Genomic DNA, 16,505 nt, shown 5'->3' with positions numbered 1-16,505 from the left:
GGTACCGACCGACCGATCCAAGCAGTGAGTTTTTGCAACATCGGATTGACTCCGGTTAAAAATTGAAATACTCGTGTTCCATATTGAAACGTTGGCGGAGTGTATTTGTTTCGAAATGCCAAGTCAACCCAGAGATTGTGCGAAAATGAACAAAAAGAAACTTCTTCTTGTTGATGATGAGCGTGACTTTATTAACACAATGGCGGAGCGGCTTGCCTTTCGAGGGTTTGATCCCGTTGTTGCTTATACAGGACAAGACGCGCTGGCTTTGTGTCAAAATGAAACGTTTGATTGTGTCATTTTGGATTTGAGGATGCCGGAAATGGACGGCATAGAGGTCCTGGGCCGGCTGCGTGAATTGTTCCCGACGCTTCGTGTTATTATTCTGACTGGTCATGGTCACAATAAAGAGCGGGAAGAGTGTATGAGACTCGGCGCATTCGAGTACCGCAACAAACCCGTGGAGATGGGGGTGCTTCTGGAAATCCTCAATGCTGCCACATGTGGTCCGAACATATGAAACTCTCAGAAGACGTTAAAAATTTCATTAAGCCACGTTTTTGGGCCTTGGAAACGCAAGAAGGTGCTTGGGACAATCAGCTCTTCAATTATCGACGTATCTGGTTAGGCTCTGTGCTCTTGCTTCTTGCTGTATCCCTTGTTCCACTCACTGCAATGTTCGTTACGGATTATCAGCTTTCCAGTAAAACCATGGAAAATGAACATACGCAACGAATACTTCGCCTCGTATCTAATACCAAGAGAACATTGGCATATTTTTTAGGAGAGCGCCTGTCCGCGCTGAAATTTACGCTTGAAGAAGAGTCGTTCGAGTCACTGACGGCGCCCAAACGCCTGGAAATCGTATTGCGTAATCTGAAAGCTGGCTTTGGTGGGTTTCTCGACCTTGGTGTGATCGAAGAATCTGGCCTTCAGGTCGCCTATTGTGGTTCGTTTGATTTGCAGGGGCGTCAGTATAGTAATCAAGATTGGTTCAAAAATACATTGGCGCAAGGTGAATATGTTTCCGATGTTTTTCTTGGACACCGGAAGATTCCCCATATGATTGTCGCCGTGAGATCAAGGCGGCCCGATGGAACACCATTTGTTCTTCGCGCGACGGTTGATATCGAGCATTTTTATGATGTTCTCGAACATCTTGAATTAACTCCTAAAAGTCAGACGCTGCTTCTTAATCATGATGGGGTGTTGCAAATGCCGTCATCGACGTACGGCAACGTGCTCGATCCTGCTCCGTTGGAAGTACCGCCATACGCCGAGCACACAGCGCTCTATGAAACTCATGAAGAAGGGGGCGTCAGTCTTATCGTTGGTTATGCGTATATCGCCAATACGCCATTTATATTGATGATTGTTGAGAACAAAGCGCAAATCATGAAGGGATGGCATCTTTTACGGAGGCAACTCCTATGGTTTTATATCGGGAGTATTATTGTCATTTTGATTGTGGTGTTGGGGATGTCGACTTATATGGTTAACAAGGTGTTCGAAGCGGACCAGAGTCGTGAACGCGCTTTACATCATGTTGAATATACCAATCGACTGGCATCCATAGGTCGATTGTCTGCAGGCGTTGCCCACGAGATCAATAATCCTCTCGCTATCATTAATGAAAAAGCCGGTCTGCTCAAAGATTTATTTGAAATTAAAAAGGAATATCAAGATGATGAGCGTCTGCTTGGTATTGTCGACAGCATTCTCACGTCGGTAGCGCGATGCGGAGCAATTACCAAACAGCTCCTCGGTTTTGCCCGCCATTTTGAAGTTGATGTACGGGCTGTCAATATCTCCGAAGTCATCGAAGATGTATTGAGTTTTCTGCGCAAAGAAGCCCTGTACCGCAATATTACCCTCGAGGTAGACATTCCCGCCGATGTGCCGCAGATTATAAGTGACCGAGGAAAGCTCCAACAGATTTTTGTCAACCTCGTGAATAATGCATTTCAGGCCGTGGAAAAAAACGGCACGGTGACCATTCGTGCACAGGCTGCAGAAGATAACGGTGTGATAGCTCGGGTTTCCGACACTGGCTGTGGGATCAGCCGAGAAAACCTGGAAAAAATTTTCGATCCTTTTTTCAGTACGAAAAAATCAGTTGGTGGAACCGGGTTGGGGTTGTCGATTACCTACGGGCTTGTGCGGAAACTGCGCGGACGGATTACGGTGGAAAGCGAACTTGGACAGGGAACGACTTTCACCATCACTCTTCCCCCCATTCTCAAGGGAGTACGCAATGAAAATCCTACTTGTTGATGACGAAGTGGAACTGGTTTCGACTTTGGCTGAACGTATGACTATGCGTGGCATCGATGCCGATTGGGCACAGTCCCCGGCACAAGCCATGGAGAAAGTCGGTTCAGAAGCTTATGACCTTGCTGTCCTTGATGTGAAAATGCCGGGGATGAGTGGCCTGGAACTCAAGCGAAAGCTTGCTGATATCGCGCCGGACATGAAGTATATTTTTATTACCGGTCATGGTTCAAGCGCTGATTTTAAAGAAGGATCAGCTGAAGGCTCGTCGTATCTCGTCAAACCGGTCGCTTTGGATTTGTTGATGGAAAAAATTCGGGAAGCACTGTCTGAAACGGCTTAACGATAAGGAAATTCATTATGTGTCCCCTCTCACATCCTCATGATTCCAGTTTAGCCTTTTATGGTCGCATAAACGCTTCAATTTCTCATGAACTCAAAAATGTCCTGGCCATTGTTCATGAAACAGCCGGTTTGCTTGAAGATCTATGCGATATGCATAAAGAGGAGGGGGCACTGCTTGACCCAGAGCGCCTGACTCCGTTGAGTACCCGGATTTTGACGCAAATCCGTCGAGGTAATGGTATTCTTAAAAATATGAATACCTTTGCACATAGCACCGATGATGCTGTGGCGCATGTCGACGTGGCCGAGGTCGTCTCACTCATGATTGATCTGTGTGAGCGTTTTGCCGCCATGAAGCGTATTACGCTGGAGAAGGGCAGGCTTGAATCGGTTGCTCTGGCTACGAGTCCGTTTATTTTGGAGCATTTGTTGTTTTTATGCCTGATGCGCTCCATTGAGAGCCCGGATGACAATAAAAACATTGTCATTGACGTCGATACACGGCAAGGCATTGTTGTGCGTTTTAGCGGACTCGGTCCGGACCCGGAGAATGCACTTGCCGGAGCCGAGGATTTATCGAAAGATTTGGGAGCGATTGTTCGAACCGAACGTAGCGGTGAACTTGAGCTCGTCTTGAAAGCCTGAATGGACGACGATGACAACACCTCTTATTGCGCTTGTCGATGACGAGCCGCATTTTGCCAAAGCGCTCGCTGCGCGTCTCGAATTGCGAGGCCTGGATATCATTCTGTGTGCCGATGCGGAGGAAGTTGCGGCGAGTCTTGGCAACCCCAACCTCAAAGCCGCAGTTGTTGACCTCATGTTGCCCGGCATCAGTGGAATTGATATTGTTCGGGCAATGAAGTCACAACGGCCTGATATAACAGCGATCATTTTGACCGGGAAAGGAAGTGTGAGTTCCGGCATCAAAGCCATGCAGGCCGGAGCGGATTCCTATCTGGAGAAACCAGTGGATATTGATGCGCTCATCGAGCAACTCGGCGTATTGCCAGCAGAGAATGCTCGTTTGTAGCTTGAAGCTTGAGAACTCCTTTCTGTTTGGAGAGAACATCTTTTAACGGCTGTTTTTGAATCGATGCGTATTGGAATTGATTTCGATAATACTTTGATCGACTACGCCGATTTGTTTTCCCGCCTTGCCCGGGAGCGTGGCTTGGTCAATGATACTGTTCCTACGGATAAAATGGCTGTCCGTGATCATATCCGTCAACATCATGCGGACGAAGACTGGCAACGCATTCAGGTCGCGGTGTATGGAGAACGCATTCACTTGGGGCGGTTTATGCCGGGGGCGCGGGAATTTATTGCGCACGGTCGTGAGCATGGGCACGAATTGTTTGTGGTGAGCCATAAGACGCGTTTTGCGCGTATCGCTCCGGATGGGCCGGATTTACGTCAGGCCGCATTGTCCTGGATGCAGGAAAACAGTTTTTTTGCACCTGTCACATCCGGTGGATTCGGGTTTGCTGAAAGTGATGTTTTTTTTGCACCAACACGCTCGGACAAAGTTGCACGAATTAATGCGCTTGATTTAGACGCCTTTATCGACGATCTACCTGAAATTCTACAACATCCTCATCTTAATCCATCAGTACGTCGTGTACTTTTCACTCAGACCGAACAATGCATTGCCGATGCTGTATGTGGGGATTGGTCGTTGCTCTTCCGCCATTTCTGGAAGATAGCTGACTGATATGATATTGTCGTGCGTTTCTGCCGCTGGAATTGTTTGAAGGCAAGGGAGGACGTCTCCCCCCTTGCTTGCCTGCCATACTTTTCTTATCAAAATTTTATATCCGATTCTTGCATGCCTATGAGGACGTTGCGAGAAACTCATCAACGGTCTGCAATGTGGCAAAAAAGAGCCCCAATGCCCCTGTGAACGCGGTATGGACATCGGCTGCGTTGACGCTATGTCCTTGGACTGTAAACGGCATCGCCGCACAGGCATCGTGGAAAAGCGTCACCGAGTATCCCATATCTACGGCTGCCCGTACCGTTGAATCGACACAGGTGTTGGTCATGCAACCGGCGACGTAAAGATGATCGATGTGGAGGGCATCGAGTCGGGCTTTGAGGTCTGTTTCCCGAAAACTGTTGGGATAGTGTTTGATGACAATGGGTTCGCCCGGTATCGGTGTGACGGCGTCGTGTATTGCTGCTCCGTGCGTGTCGGGTATCATGAAATTGACCCCGGGCCGAATGCTATGATGTTGGACATGAATCGCGGGAATCCCTGATTGACGACAGGTATCTAAAAGCCGACTCGCTGCCTGTGCAGCTTCGGGAAAATGTGGCAGGGCTAATGCTCCTTCTGGTGCGTAATCGTTCTGTATGTCGATGAGAAGCAATGCGGTTTTCATGGAATCCTCCTGGTATTGAGTCTGAATGTAGCATGCATGAAAAAGACCTTGTGGAGTATTGTCGTATTTGACAAATTACTTACAAAAAACGACATATCCCGCAGAGAGGATAGCCAATGTCTCCAGAGACACATGTTCTATTGCGGGCTGCTGTGTTGGCCCTTGATGGCGCAATGCCTTCGGCGGTGTATGGGATTTCCGATGTCTTTACGGCGGCTGAGGCGTTGTGGCATGATATTGGAGATGGAAAACTCGCCCAGATAGACGTTGTGACGGCCAATGATCGTCCGGTACTCGGTCTTGGTGGTATTGCGCTTTCACCGACACAAAGCGTTCAACAGCTACAACAAACAGTAGATATCGTATTTGTGCCACCGGTTTTTGGCGATATCGTGCTTCGTGTGCAGGACCGGTCTGTTATTGATACCCTTCAGGGATTTATCTCGGCTGGAGTGCAGATCTGTACGGTGTGCGCGGGGGCCTTTTTTGCTGCCGAAACCGGGCTTTTCGATGGTCGACGAGCGACGACCCATTGGAATCTCGTGCGGTTGTTTCGGGAACGCTATCCGTTGGTCGATCTTGATCCAACGGCTATGATTGTCGATGGGGGAACATATCTCTGTGCCGGAGGAGTTACGGCTTACCTTGATGTTTGTCTGCATATTTTGTCGACTCGTGTGGGGCCGGAGTTCTCTGCACGCTGCGCCAGAATGCTGCTCGTTGATGGCGAACGCCAGACCCAGTCTCCATATATGGACTGTGAAGACTCGACAGGTCATGGTGATGCTGTTGTTGCTAAAGCGCAAGACTATATTCGCACACGCTTGGCCGAGCCTCTTGATATAGCGACCATAGCGGAAGCATCCCGTGTTGGAACACGAACGTTGGAACGCCGATTTCAGCGCACGCTTGGCCTTACTCCGAAGCAATATCTTATGAAAAAACGACTTGATGCGGCAAAGGTATTGCTCTGTGCGACAACCCAGGACATCGGACACGTCGCACGTACTGTGGGGTATGATGATACAGCGTCGTTCCACCGACTTTTCAAGAAGAATGTCGAACTCACACCAGGTGAATATCGAAAACGTTTTGGGAGATTATAAGGAAAGTACTTATTTCAGGCTGGAAAACAACGCTGTGGCCGCAGGAGAAAACATACCGACGGCCAGCACGGCCAGGCCGATGAGTACCTTCAACATTGTCTCAATGCGGGTGATGCGAACGTCCATGGCAGCGAATCGCGCTTCCATTTTGGTGTCCATGGCGCCGAGTCGTGCTTCTATTTTGGCATCCATGGCACCAAGTCGTGCTTCTATCTTCGTCTCGAATTGGGCAACGTCTTTTCTGAGTTCGGCGAATTCCGTTCTCAGTCCAGCAAACTCTGTTTTGAGTCCGGCAAATTCTGTTTTGAGTCCGGCAAACTCTGTTCTGACTTGAGCAAGATCGCTTTTCGTAGCGAGTTCATTGGTTAACGACGTCAATACACGTGAGTCCGTGGATTGAATCGCTTCAATGATTGGCTTGGCGTTGTCCGGGCCAAGCGCGTTTTCGATGGCTTTGGATTGCTCATAGGTCAGCATGCCATGACTATGATGCGTTTCATAGCGTCCGTCAAGGGACGGGACAGAACGTCGTGGCGCTACTCTCTGGCAGCGAGCCAGAAGAGTTCTTCTAAACAGCCAACAAGTTCATCGGCCATCCCGGTTTCGGTACTCGGAGCTCCTGGTGGGGGGCCAAACAGTTCTCGCCGTTTTGCTTTCAGTATTGAGGCTGGAACGGCAGTAGGGTCGGCGCGATGCATGGTCATGGCCAGACTTTCGGCGAGTAAATACCCTTGAAGGCCTTCGCAGAAGAGACGCATTTTTTGATCGAAGTCTTCTTTCTCACGTTGCCAGTAGGTAAGCGTGGCTGCAGTAGGTGAAACGGCTAATGTTTCATGGAGAAGAGCATACAACCCATTGATGCCGGCCCCGGGCAGGCCAAGCCGCCAGCCGAGAAGCCAGCCATTACGCCAGAAGAAAAGTGAGTGGGCCAAGCCCATGCGAAGGGTCTCGTCCAATCGTTTAAAGTTTGTTGTCAAAATGGGATCGGGCCATGCTGTCGCCGGTTCACACAGTTTCCATTCCGGAACGCAGGCTCGAATTCCTGGCTGCGGGATGCCGGCCATCCGTTCGAGAAGATGAAATAACCAGGCATTGGCTTCGCATGATCCCGGCGTCTCCAAATGGGCATAGCTCAACAGATACCGGCCCTGACCGAAATGGCCGTGGATGACGAGTGGGGTTTTGTCGAGGAATGCCGGACTGAGAGTGACGCCGTATTGATTTTCCCAGTCGGTCAGCGTGTCTTCGGGCAAGCTCGAAAGGACGACGTCGGCCATCATAAAGTCCGGACCGGGCTTGCCGTATGTAGCAACAATATCGACATCCGGAGCGGTGTTCTTTTGCTGGAAGCGCGCTGGCCACCATACGGGGACGAGAGGAAAGGTCGGCCCGTCAGGCGGGCTTAATTCATGGTCACAATCCGGACATGCTTGGACGTGCCCGCTGGCAAAATGCTGTAATCGATTGGCAAATGGTTTGCGCGACCAGGGACAAAGGCCCAAACCTCCGGGGTCGGATAACGCCAAGCCGGCTCCACCGCAAAAGCCGAGGTAATTTCCACCTGAGGCCACAAAGGCGCGAATCGCTTCAAGTCCCGTCCGACCGAGTGCTTCGGCCTTTTTTTTGGCAAATCCACCAGGAACGACCAGAAGTTGAGGAGGATCAACCAGAAGCAGGCCTGTCGTGATTTCTCGGGCTCGTACGAGTCGGAACGGAATTGAAAAATGGGTCAGGGCGCGAACGAGTAAAAGGCCCCAGAGATGAGACTCATCCCACAAAACATAAAGCGGCTCGGCCATGGAACACCGGAAGGTTAAGGTTGCATTAAGGAAAAGCGCCAACACCGTTTACTATGTAGCCGACTTTTCAGAATAACACAAAGAAACGGGAGAGAACAGAGGGCGTTTGAAGTCAAAAAGCCAGGAGAGAGTGTTCGTTTTTTCGGTGAGTTGCGGGAATTAATCGGAAAAAGCCGGGCATCGGTGTCGTGACAATGCAAACGAACTGATGTATTGCCAATCTGCGGTACGCTTTCAAGCCGCCAAAATACTATCAAAGTTAATTTCCTGATACGGAGCGGGAGTCCGTTCCCACGACAAGGCGACCTGGTCGCCGATTTTGTTTTGAGGAGAGGTGCATGACGAACAAAGCATTACAAAAAGGGTATGAACCCCAAGACGTTGAGGCCAAATGGCTTGATCACTGGACGGAGAACAAAACGTTCACCGCGGACCCTGAAGCCCCGGGAGAACCGTTTTCCATTGTTATTCCCCCACCGAACGTCACGGGTGCCCTTCACATCGGCCATGCCCTCAACATTACGTTGCAGGACATTTTATGCCGACATCGTCGTCAGAAAGGCATGAATGTTCTCTGGGTACCGGGTATGGACCATGCCGGGATTGCCACACAAAATGTGGTTGAACGCGCCTTGGCGACTGAAGGAAAATCCCGCACTGATTTTACGCGTGAAGCGTTCAACGAACGGGTTTGGGAGTGGAAGAAAGATTACGGCGGACGCATTTTGACGCAAATCCGGCGCATTGGTGCATCTGTCGACTGGACCCGCGAACGATTCACCATGGACGAAGGGCTTTCCAAAGCTGTTCGGGAAGTTTTTGTTCGTCTCTACGAGGAAGGCCTCATTTATAAAGGTGATTATATCATTAACTGGTGTAATCGTTGCCGGACGGCCCTGGCCGATTTGGAAGTCGAGTACGCTCCGCGTGTCGATGGTCTCTGGAAGATTCGGTATCCCCTGGCGGACGGTTCCGGTGATCTGGTTGTTGCGACGACGCGTCCGGAAACGATGCTCGGTGATACGGCTGTGGCCGTACATCCCGAAGACGAACGGTACCAGGAGTATATAGGAAAAACAGTCATTCTTCCCCTGGTCGGACGTCATATTCCGGTTATCGCGGACGAATATGTTGATCGCGAGTTCGGTACGGGATGCCTCAAGGTTACTCCGGCTCACGACATGAATGACTTTGAACTCGGTCGGAAGCATGGTCTTGAGGTCATCCAAGTGATCGACGATCAAGGCAACATGAATGAACAGGCTGGTGAAGCCTGGCAAGGCATGGATAAAGCTGCCTGCCGTCAAAAGATTGTTGAAGATCTGAAGAGCAAAGGTTTCCTCATCGAATTCAATGAATTCGAACATAATGTGGGTGAGTGTTACCGCTGCAAAACGGTTATCGAACCGCATGTTTCCACCCAATGGTTTGTCAATGTCCAGGGTATGGCTAAGGCCGCCCGACGGGCTGTTGAAACCGGAGAAACCCGGATTGTGCCCGAACAGTGGACCAAAACCTATTACGACTGGCTCGACAATATTCGGGACTGGTGTATCTCTCGTCAGCTCTGGTGGGGACACCGTATACCTGCCTGGACGTGCCAAGATTGCGGCCGACTTATTGTTGCGCGTGAAGATCCCACAACGTGCACCGAGTGCGGCTCGACAGCACTTGAGCAAGAAGAAGATGTGCTTGATACGTGGTTCTCTTCGGCGTTGTGGCCTTTTTCCACCTTGGGATGGCCTGACAGCACCCGTGAACTCGAAGTCTACTATCCGACATCGGTCCTTGTGACGGCATTCGATATCCTCTTCTTTTGGGTTGCCCGCATGATGATGATGGGCATCCATTTCATGGATAAAGCCCCCTTTAGTGATGTGTATATCCATGCTTTGGTGCGTGATGCCGAAGGCAAGAAGATGAGTAAGTCGGTCGGAAACGTTATCGACCCGCTCATCATGATGGATAAATATGGGACCGACTCCTTACGTTTCACCTTGACGGCCTTCGCCGCCATGGGACGCGACATCAAGCTTTCCGAAGAGCGGATTGATGGATATCGCCACTTCATGAACAAATTGTGGAACGCTTCACGGTTTGCTCTCATGAATCTACCCGACACTATCCCGGATGTAGATCTGAAGGATGTTACTGGGCATCACCATCTCTGGATTTTGCATCGACTCGAAGAAGTCAAAGAATTGGTGGATGAAGCGCTCATGGAATATCGCTTCAATGAGGCCGCTCAGGGATTGTATAGCTTTTTGTGGCGTGAGTTCTGCGACTGGTATCTGGAAATGATCAAGGTGGATTTCAATGGCGACGATGAGACCGCGAAGACTAACGCCACCAAAACGCTGCATACGGTCTTATCAGAGCTCTTGATCCTGCTGCATCCCATCATTCCATTCATTACACAGGAAATCTGGTCGCATTTGCCCGATGTTCCTGGTGACGATCTGGCGCAAGTCGCCTTCCCGGAAAAACGTCCGCAATTCAAGAACGCCGAAACGGCAACCAGAATGGATATGGTTCGCGACCTTGTTGTTGCGATTCGTAATATTCGGGCGGAGCTTTCCATCAATCCGGGATTGAAGCTGTCACCGCTTGTTCGGACCTCGTCATCTGAAGACAAAGCCTACATTGAAGAAAATATTCCGATGATTTTGTTTTTGGCTCGTCTTGAACGTATCGAGATTGGTCCGGATGTTGTGGCACCGAAGGCGAGTGCCAGTGCCGCTGTTGGTGGAAACTCGCTGTTTGTGCCTATTGCAGGCGCCGTGGACTTTGAGTCTGAACTGTCTCGCCTCGACAAGGAACTGGCAAAAGTGTCCAAAGAGTTGGCTATTGTAGAACGTAAATTGGCCAATGAGGACTTTACTGCAAAAGCTCCGGCTCATGTTGTTCAGAAGGAGCGAGAAAAAGCTGATGCTGCTTCGGAAAAGCAACGAAAGCTTCAAGGACTTTTCGATCGTATTAAAGGGCTTATGGAATAGATAGACAGAAGTCACAAAATTGACTTTATTAAAAACCCCCACTGTTCTCCATGACGCAGTGGGGGTTTTTATGATAGAGGCATTGATAATGCAACGAATTGAAGACGATGTACGAAGTCAAAAGCATTGTCATCGTCATTTTGTGAAGAAGACCGTGGCCTGTTATGCTTTGAACGTTCTTTTACCGTTGTTTCTCAGCTCAACGTTTTGTGGAGAATCGTGGCATGTTGCGCAGAATATCTGTTACTGAACTGCGTGTGGGAATGTACGTCGTGGATACGGGGCTATCGTGGATTGAGCACCCCAATCTGTACTCGGTAGAAGGAGAAATTTTTTCGGAAGCCGAGCGCGTAGCGATTTGTCAGGAAGGGTATAAAGACGTCTTTGTCGAGACGTGTCACGGCCGGTATAAATTTTCCGATGTTGATGTTGCCTATCGGAAAGAGTTTGAGAAAGAAATTAGCGCAATTGCGACGACTGAAGATATTCGGATCACCAGTGTCGATGACGAAATGGAGCAAGCACTCCGCATTCATGGCGATGCCATGGCGTATGCACATCGATTGCACCATTGTGTACGGAGCAGGAATTGTATTGATCTTGAAGGGGCAAAGCGACTTGTTCGGGATCTTGTGCTGAGTGTAATGCGGAATAGGGATGCTTTGCTTACGTTGGTTAACGTTCTTTCGGAAGAACGATATACCTATTCTCACTGCATCAATGTGGCTGTCTTAGCCACATCATTTGGGAACTTTCTTGATCTTCCGAGTTCTATGCTGGAAGAATTGGGAACTGCTGCACTATTTCATGATATTGGTAAGATTGTAGTTCCACGTTCCATTCTTAACAAGCCCGGCAAGCTGACAGAGGCTGAGTTTGAAATCATAAAGCGCCATCCCCGAGAAAGTTTCCATATGCTCAATAGGCGTCCGGGAATCAGTTCCAATGTAGCCAATGGTGTCTTGCAGCATCACGAAAAATACAATGGATCGGGGTATCCCAATCGCCTTTCTGGAGAGAGCATTAGTTTGATAGGGCGCATTATCAGCATTGCTGATGTCTATGATGCATTGACAAGCGAGCGCGTGTATAAAAGAAGTATTCTTCCGCACAAAGCACTTAGTATTATCTACAGCATGCGTGAAACAGATTATCATCCTGGAATGGCGGAACGTTTTATCAAGTGTGTCGGTATCTATCCCCCTGGGAGTATGGTGCTTGTCTCCAATGGACATATTGGGTTTGTTTGCGCTTCGCGTTCAGATTCCCCACTGACTCCAATGGTGAAGGTCGTGTTTGATGCCCATATGCTTCCGCTTGAATCGTATACAGTTGATCTTGCTGAAGCGAAAGAACTCAGCATTGTTTCGTGTCTTGATCCTGCGGATTATAACCTTGATCCGAGGATGTATCTTGTTGAATTGGAAGATGTATTACAGAATTATGCCGTATAAAAGCGGTTCCTGTAGAGGGTAGCATAGTTCAGGAGAAGGAGGTTGTGCCTGCTTCGAATTATGCCGATGTGATTTTTATGTCAGGCTCGCCCGTTTTTTCCCGTCTGCGTTCTTTCTTGAAGTCTTCTTTATGTAAATTGTGTTTGGTCATCAGTTTGTTGAGCTGCCGCGGCGTAATGCCAGCAGCCTCGGCCGTTTGACCGATGCGTCCTTCATGTCGCGTCAGTACGTCTTTCAAATAGACACGCTCGGCTTCATTCTTGGCGCGCTCACGAAACGCATGAAGTGAAAGAGAAGCGTCGACAGGGATGGCAAGTGACTCGTTTTCAAACAATTCGCTTGGAAAGACTTCTGGCGTAAGCATATGCGATGTTTCGAGGATATGAGCGCGCTCCATGAGATTTTCAAGCTCACGAACATTCCCCGGCCAGGGATAATGGGCAAAGGCGTCAAGAACAGCGGGATGAATGCCATCGACGGTTTTAGGATGGGTTTTGTTGAGCTTGGAAAGAATGTGCTCTGCTAAGCGGGGAATATCTTCTTTGCGTTCGCGTAATGGAGGAATATTGATCGGAAAAATATTGAGACGAAAATACAAATCCTTTCGAAAGCGTCCTCTTTCACATTCCGCTTTCAGATCGATATTGCTTGCTGCGATAACACGGGTGTTGACGCAAATATCGGCATCACCTCCGACGCGATGAAAGCATTTGTCCTGTAAAACTTGCAGTAATTTGACCTGCGTCGGTTCGCCAATGGTACCGACCTCATCAAGAAAAATCGTCCCTCCGGCCGCAATTTCAAATCGGCCGAGTTTACGCCTGATCGCTCCGGTGAAGGAGCCTTTTTCGTGACCGAAGAGTTCACTTTCGATCAGTGTTTCGGGAATGGCGCCACAATGTACGCTGACGAAAGGCCCACGTCCACGTTCAGACAACGAGTGGATCAAGCGGGCAATCACCCCCTTTCCAACGCCGGTTTCCCCTGCGAGAAGAACCGTGGAATCCGTCGGTGCAACCATGCGTGCCTTCTTAAAGACATCGTCCATCACCGGGTTCGTTGTGCCGACAACGTTCTCTTGGCTGCTTGATCCGGTTATTTTCCGAAAATAATCCAGCTGTTCTTCGAGACGGCGAACCTCTCGCATACTGTTGAGGACATAGCGGACTTCAATGGGATCAAGCGGCAAGGTGAGGTAGTTGCCTGCTCCTTCTTTGACCGCATTGACAGCCTCACGAATCCGTTCGGCTGGACAAAGAACGATGACTTCCGCAACGGGGTTCTTGTTCCAGACGAGCCGGGTAATACGCCTGACCCCACCGGTTTTGTCGTCGCCGTGTTCCGGCTTCAAAAGCTGTATGTCGAGGAAGACCAAATCATAGGTCTTTTCTTCCAGCCGCGCACGAATTCCAGACGTTTGGTGCTCGATATCAATACGTGCTTGGGCCGGAAAACAAGAGGCCGCGGTCTTTGCATCCGTGGTGGAAGCAACAATGAGAATACGTTGCATAGGCAATTTTTCCTTTCGAAACGGCTTGTAGCGATATGCACGTTTCCTTGCAATCTAAAAGCGGAACATACATATCCGATCTTACATATCACTTTATTAAAAGTGTTTTATTTCAGTATGTTATTTCTCGTATTGGTTTTGCAAAGGAGAGTGAAATTCATTTATTGTGAGGATGGCATGTTTCGAATTCGTCGTATACTGGACGATCTTTTACCCATTGATCGTTCGGCGTTGACTGCTGTTGCAGATATGATGGCTGAACTGTTTCCGGCAGGGCGGACCGACTCGACTCAGACTTTGGCCGAGAAATTAAAAAATCCTTTTAAGACGCGATTCCGTAGCATTGTGCTGATTGCCGAAGATAATCGGCATAAGATACGCGGATTTGCACTTTTGCTTTCTGCTCCGGACGAGGATTTTTGTTACTTGGATTTCCTGGGCTCTCATACTCGCCTGAGCGGGCGTGGTGTTGGAGCGGCGCTCTATCAACGTGTTCGCCAAGAAGCGGCTGCAATATGCCGTTCAGGCCTGTTTTTTGAGTGCCTTCCCGATGATCCGTTATTGTGTGCCGATGCTGATCTCTGTCAAGAGAATGGCCGGCGTCTTCGCTTCTATGAACGATACGGGGCGTTCCCTATTGTGGGGACGCGATATGAAACACCGGTTGAACCCGGTGGGGACTGCCCTCCATATCTTGTGTACGATAATTTGGGACGTACGCAAGCCGTATCAGCAAAGAAGCTGCAAATCATTGTTCGTGCGATCTTGGAACGGAAATACGGTGATGTATGTTCGAAAGATTATATTACCGATGTTGTTGCTTCGTTTACCAAGGCCGGTCCCGAGCTGCGTCCTCCTCGATACCAAACCGTTGAAACGGTGCGTTCAGCTCCTCCTGGAGTTGCGGCGACTATCGGTCTGACCGTTAATGACAGACATGACATTCATCATGTCAAAGAGCGTGGCTATGTCGAGGCACCGGCGAGAATCAACGCGATTCTGAAAAGTTTGGAGCCGACTGGTCTGTTCGAACGTCTTCCGGTGCGAGAACACGGTGAGTCGGCTATTGTGGCTGTGCATGACGCCGGTTTTGCGGGATATCTGAAACGAATGTGTATGTCTCTGCCTGAGACATCATCTTTGTATCCTTACGTTTTTCCTATCAGAAATCAAACCCGTCCGCCCAAAGAAATGGCGATTCGAGCGGGATATTACTGTATCGATACGTTTACCCCGCTGAACAGGAATGCCTATTTGGCTGCTCGCGGCGCAGTCAATTGCTCTTTGAGCGCTGCTGACTCCATCGTTGCAGGCCGACGTTTAGCCTATGCCCTGGTGCGTCCTCCCGGACATCACGCAGAACGTCGGGCATTCGGCGGTTTTTGTTATTTCAATTCAGCAGCGATTGCCTGTCATGCCTTGTCTCGGCACGGGACGGTCTGTCTGCTCGATATTGACTTTCACCATGGTAATGGCTCCCAGGATATTTATTATGAGCGAAGCGACGTACTCACGGTGTCCATTCATGGGCATCCCGGTTTTGCTTATCCGTATTTTTCAGGATTTAGCGATGAGACCGGAAGTGGGCCTGGGAGTGGTTTCAATCTGAATTTACCTCTTGGTGAAAATATCGACGGACGCACGTATGCGGATGTGCTCTATCGAGCGCTAGACCGAATTCGTACGTTTGCCCCGTTATTCTTGGTCGTTTCGCTGGGATTGGATACGGCGAAGGGAGACCCGACGGGAGCGTGGAATCTCAACGTCCGCGATTTTATGCGGAATGGTCGAATTATCGGTAAGCTCGGTGTGCCTACGCTTGTTGTTCAGGAGGGCGGGTATCGCATCCACGCCTTAGGACAAAACGCCAGAGCGTTTTTCTTTGGCATGGCAGAATCTATTTTTGGTTTTCGATGGCTCGAATCCGGCAAGTCGACACCAAGAGCGAAGTTGTAACTCCTATTTCGGAACTCGGCTATCTCATACGGAATGAGAAGTTCCGAGATTTATTTGCGTGTTTGGTGCAGTAGGTAAAAAAAGTGGCGTCATTGCTCAATACGCGCCGTAAAATGATATTGGCCCGAAGTTTGCCTTAACGCCATCATAATCACGTAACAACCGGACGGGAGCATTTTCCGTCGTGACAAGGAGTTTGACAATGAAGGTGTCGAGATCGCTGTTTCGTTTCGTGTGTGCCGGACTCTTTGCCGGTGTGATGATGTTCGGGATGCTGTCCAGCCCGGCTTTAGCGGCAACGCTGACCGGCATTGTCTATGAGTCCGATCTTGGAGCAGCCTTGGAAGGTGATGATGGTCAGTTCTATGTAGTCGGGCCTGAAATACTCCCAGTGGGTTGAATTTTCTTAACAATCCTCTCTGTACAATGTAGTATTCTCGACCAGGAAATGTAGAAACCACGCAGAAAACCGGTCGAAACGATGCAACATTTGGCGGGAGAATCATGAGGGCGAAACCCAAGAAACAGCCGCAGGGGACTTTTCTCTATCCGGATCTTTTGGACCAGCTCAACCCGAAAGACCCGCTTCTTCAACTGGCCAATAGAATCCCTTGGGAGCGGTTCGAAAAGGAGTTCGCCGGGCTCTACAGCGACCGGGGCCGACCGGCCAAGCCTACTCGACTG

Annotated in this window: 16 protein-coding genes; 12 read left to right on the top strand and 4 right to left on the bottom strand. The window is 49.6% G+C overall.

The annotated features are described in order from the left end of the window. Positions 1-145 precede the first annotated feature (145 nt). From G451_RS0125370 to G451_RS31770, 6 genes are all read left to right on the top strand, one after another. Positions 146-520, top strand: coding sequence for a response regulator (locus tag G451_RS0125370; protein ID WP_027186419.1), 375 nt, complete (start codon positions 146-148; stop codon positions 518-520). Then, complete coding sequence (locus tag G451_RS0125365) at positions 517-2,274, top strand: sensor histidine kinase (protein WP_027186418.1); 1,758 nt, start codon at positions 517-519, stop codon at positions 2,272-2,274. The genes G451_RS0125370 and G451_RS0125365 overlap by 4 nt, the downstream gene beginning before the upstream one ends. Beyond that, on the top strand, positions 2,255-2,614 hold the full coding sequence (locus G451_RS0125360) for a response regulator (RefSeq protein ID WP_027186417.1): 360 nt from the start codon (positions 2,255-2,257) through the stop codon (positions 2,612-2,614). The genes G451_RS0125365 and G451_RS0125360 overlap by 20 nt, the downstream gene beginning before the upstream one ends. Before the next feature lie 17 nt (positions 2,615-2,631). Continuing rightward, on the top strand, positions 2,632-3,261 hold the full coding sequence (locus G451_RS0125355) for a sensor histidine kinase (protein ID WP_027186416.1): 630 nt from the start codon (positions 2,632-2,634) through the stop codon (positions 3,259-3,261). Positions 3,262-3,271: 10 nt separating this feature from the next. Further along, positions 3,272-3,649, top strand: coding sequence for a response regulator (locus tag G451_RS31775; RefSeq protein WP_034644090.1), 378 nt, complete (start codon positions 3,272-3,274; stop codon positions 3,647-3,649). A 63-nt stretch (positions 3,650-3,712) separates the two neighbouring features. Beyond that, positions 3,713-4,330: a hypothetical protein gene (locus tag G451_RS31770; RefSeq protein ID WP_051261914.1), complete on the top strand. Its 618-nt coding sequence runs from the start codon at positions 3,713-3,715 to the stop codon at positions 4,328-4,330. 118 nt (positions 4,331-4,448) lie between these two features. On the opposite strand, the gene G451_RS0125340 is transcribed toward G451_RS31770, so the two are convergent. Beyond that, positions 4,449-5,000, bottom strand: a complete 552-nt coding sequence (locus tag G451_RS0125340; RefSeq protein WP_027186415.1) for a cysteine hydrolase family protein — start codon at positions 4,998-5,000, stop codon at positions 4,449-4,451. 116 nt (positions 5,001-5,116) lie between these two features. On the opposite strand from G451_RS0125340, the gene G451_RS0125335 reads away from it, so the two are divergent. Further along, positions 5,117-6,106 (top strand): GlxA family transcriptional regulator, encoded by a 990-nt coding sequence (locus G451_RS0125335; protein WP_027186414.1) that lies wholly within the window; start codon positions 5,117-5,119, stop codon positions 6,104-6,106. A 9-nt stretch (positions 6,107-6,115) separates the two neighbouring features. Here the strand turns inward: G451_RS0125335 and G451_RS0125330 are convergent, their stop codons facing one another. Both G451_RS0125330 and G451_RS0125325 read right to left on the bottom strand, forming a co-directional pair. Further along, positions 6,116-6,583, bottom strand: a complete 468-nt coding sequence (locus G451_RS0125330) for a DUF1640 domain-containing protein (RefSeq protein ID WP_027186413.1) — start codon at positions 6,581-6,583, stop codon at positions 6,116-6,118. A 59-nt stretch (positions 6,584-6,642) separates the two neighbouring features. Continuing rightward, a complete protein-coding gene (locus G451_RS0125325) occupies positions 6,643-7,905 on the bottom strand; it encodes a BPL-N domain-containing protein (RefSeq protein WP_027186412.1) in 1,263 nt (420 codons plus the stop codon). A 338-nt stretch (positions 7,906-8,243) separates the two neighbouring features. On the opposite strand from G451_RS0125325, the gene G451_RS0125320 reads away from it, so the two are divergent. Continuing rightward, on the top strand, positions 8,244-10,901 hold the full coding sequence (locus G451_RS0125320; protein WP_027186411.1) for a valine--tRNA ligase: 2,658 nt from the start codon (positions 8,244-8,246) through the stop codon (positions 10,899-10,901). Positions 10,902-11,125: 224 nt separating this feature from the next. Continuing rightward, on the top strand, positions 11,126-12,355 hold the full coding sequence (locus G451_RS0125315) for a cyclic di-GMP phosphodiesterase (protein WP_027186410.1): 1,230 nt from the start codon (positions 11,126-11,128) through the stop codon (positions 12,353-12,355). 58 nt (positions 12,356-12,413) lie between these two features. On the opposite strand, the gene G451_RS31765 is transcribed toward G451_RS0125315, so the two are convergent. After that, the gene (locus G451_RS31765) at positions 12,414-13,865 is read right to left on the bottom strand and encodes a sigma-54 dependent transcriptional regulator (RefSeq protein ID WP_051261913.1); all 1,452 of its coding nucleotides are present in this window, start codon (positions 13,863-13,865) and stop codon (positions 12,414-12,416) included. A gap of 177 nt (positions 13,866-14,042) precedes the next feature. Between G451_RS31765 and G451_RS31760 the strand changes: the two genes are divergently transcribed. The 3 genes from G451_RS31760 to G451_RS0125295 form a co-directional block, all read left to right on the top strand. After that, a complete protein-coding gene (locus G451_RS31760; RefSeq protein WP_051261912.1) occupies positions 14,043-15,821 on the top strand; it encodes an acetylpolyamine amidohydrolase in 1,779 nt (592 codons plus the stop codon). A gap of 202 nt (positions 15,822-16,023) precedes the next feature. Continuing rightward, entirely contained in the window at positions 16,024-16,221 is a 198-nt protein-coding gene (locus tag G451_RS0125300; protein WP_027186409.1) for a hypothetical protein, read from the top strand. Between the two features lie 104 nt (positions 16,222-16,325). Then, positions 16,326-16,505 (top strand): transposase (locus tag G451_RS0125295; protein ID WP_027186408.1); only part of this gene is annotated, 180 nt, incomplete at its 3' end.

Source organism: Desulfovibrio inopinatus DSM 10711 (genome assembly GCF_000429305.1).
Lineage (GTDB): Bacteria > Desulfobacterota > Desulfovibrionia > Desulfovibrionales > Desulfovibrionaceae > Alteridesulfovibrio > Alteridesulfovibrio inopinatus.
This window is presented reverse-complemented; position numbering and strand designations above follow the sequence as displayed.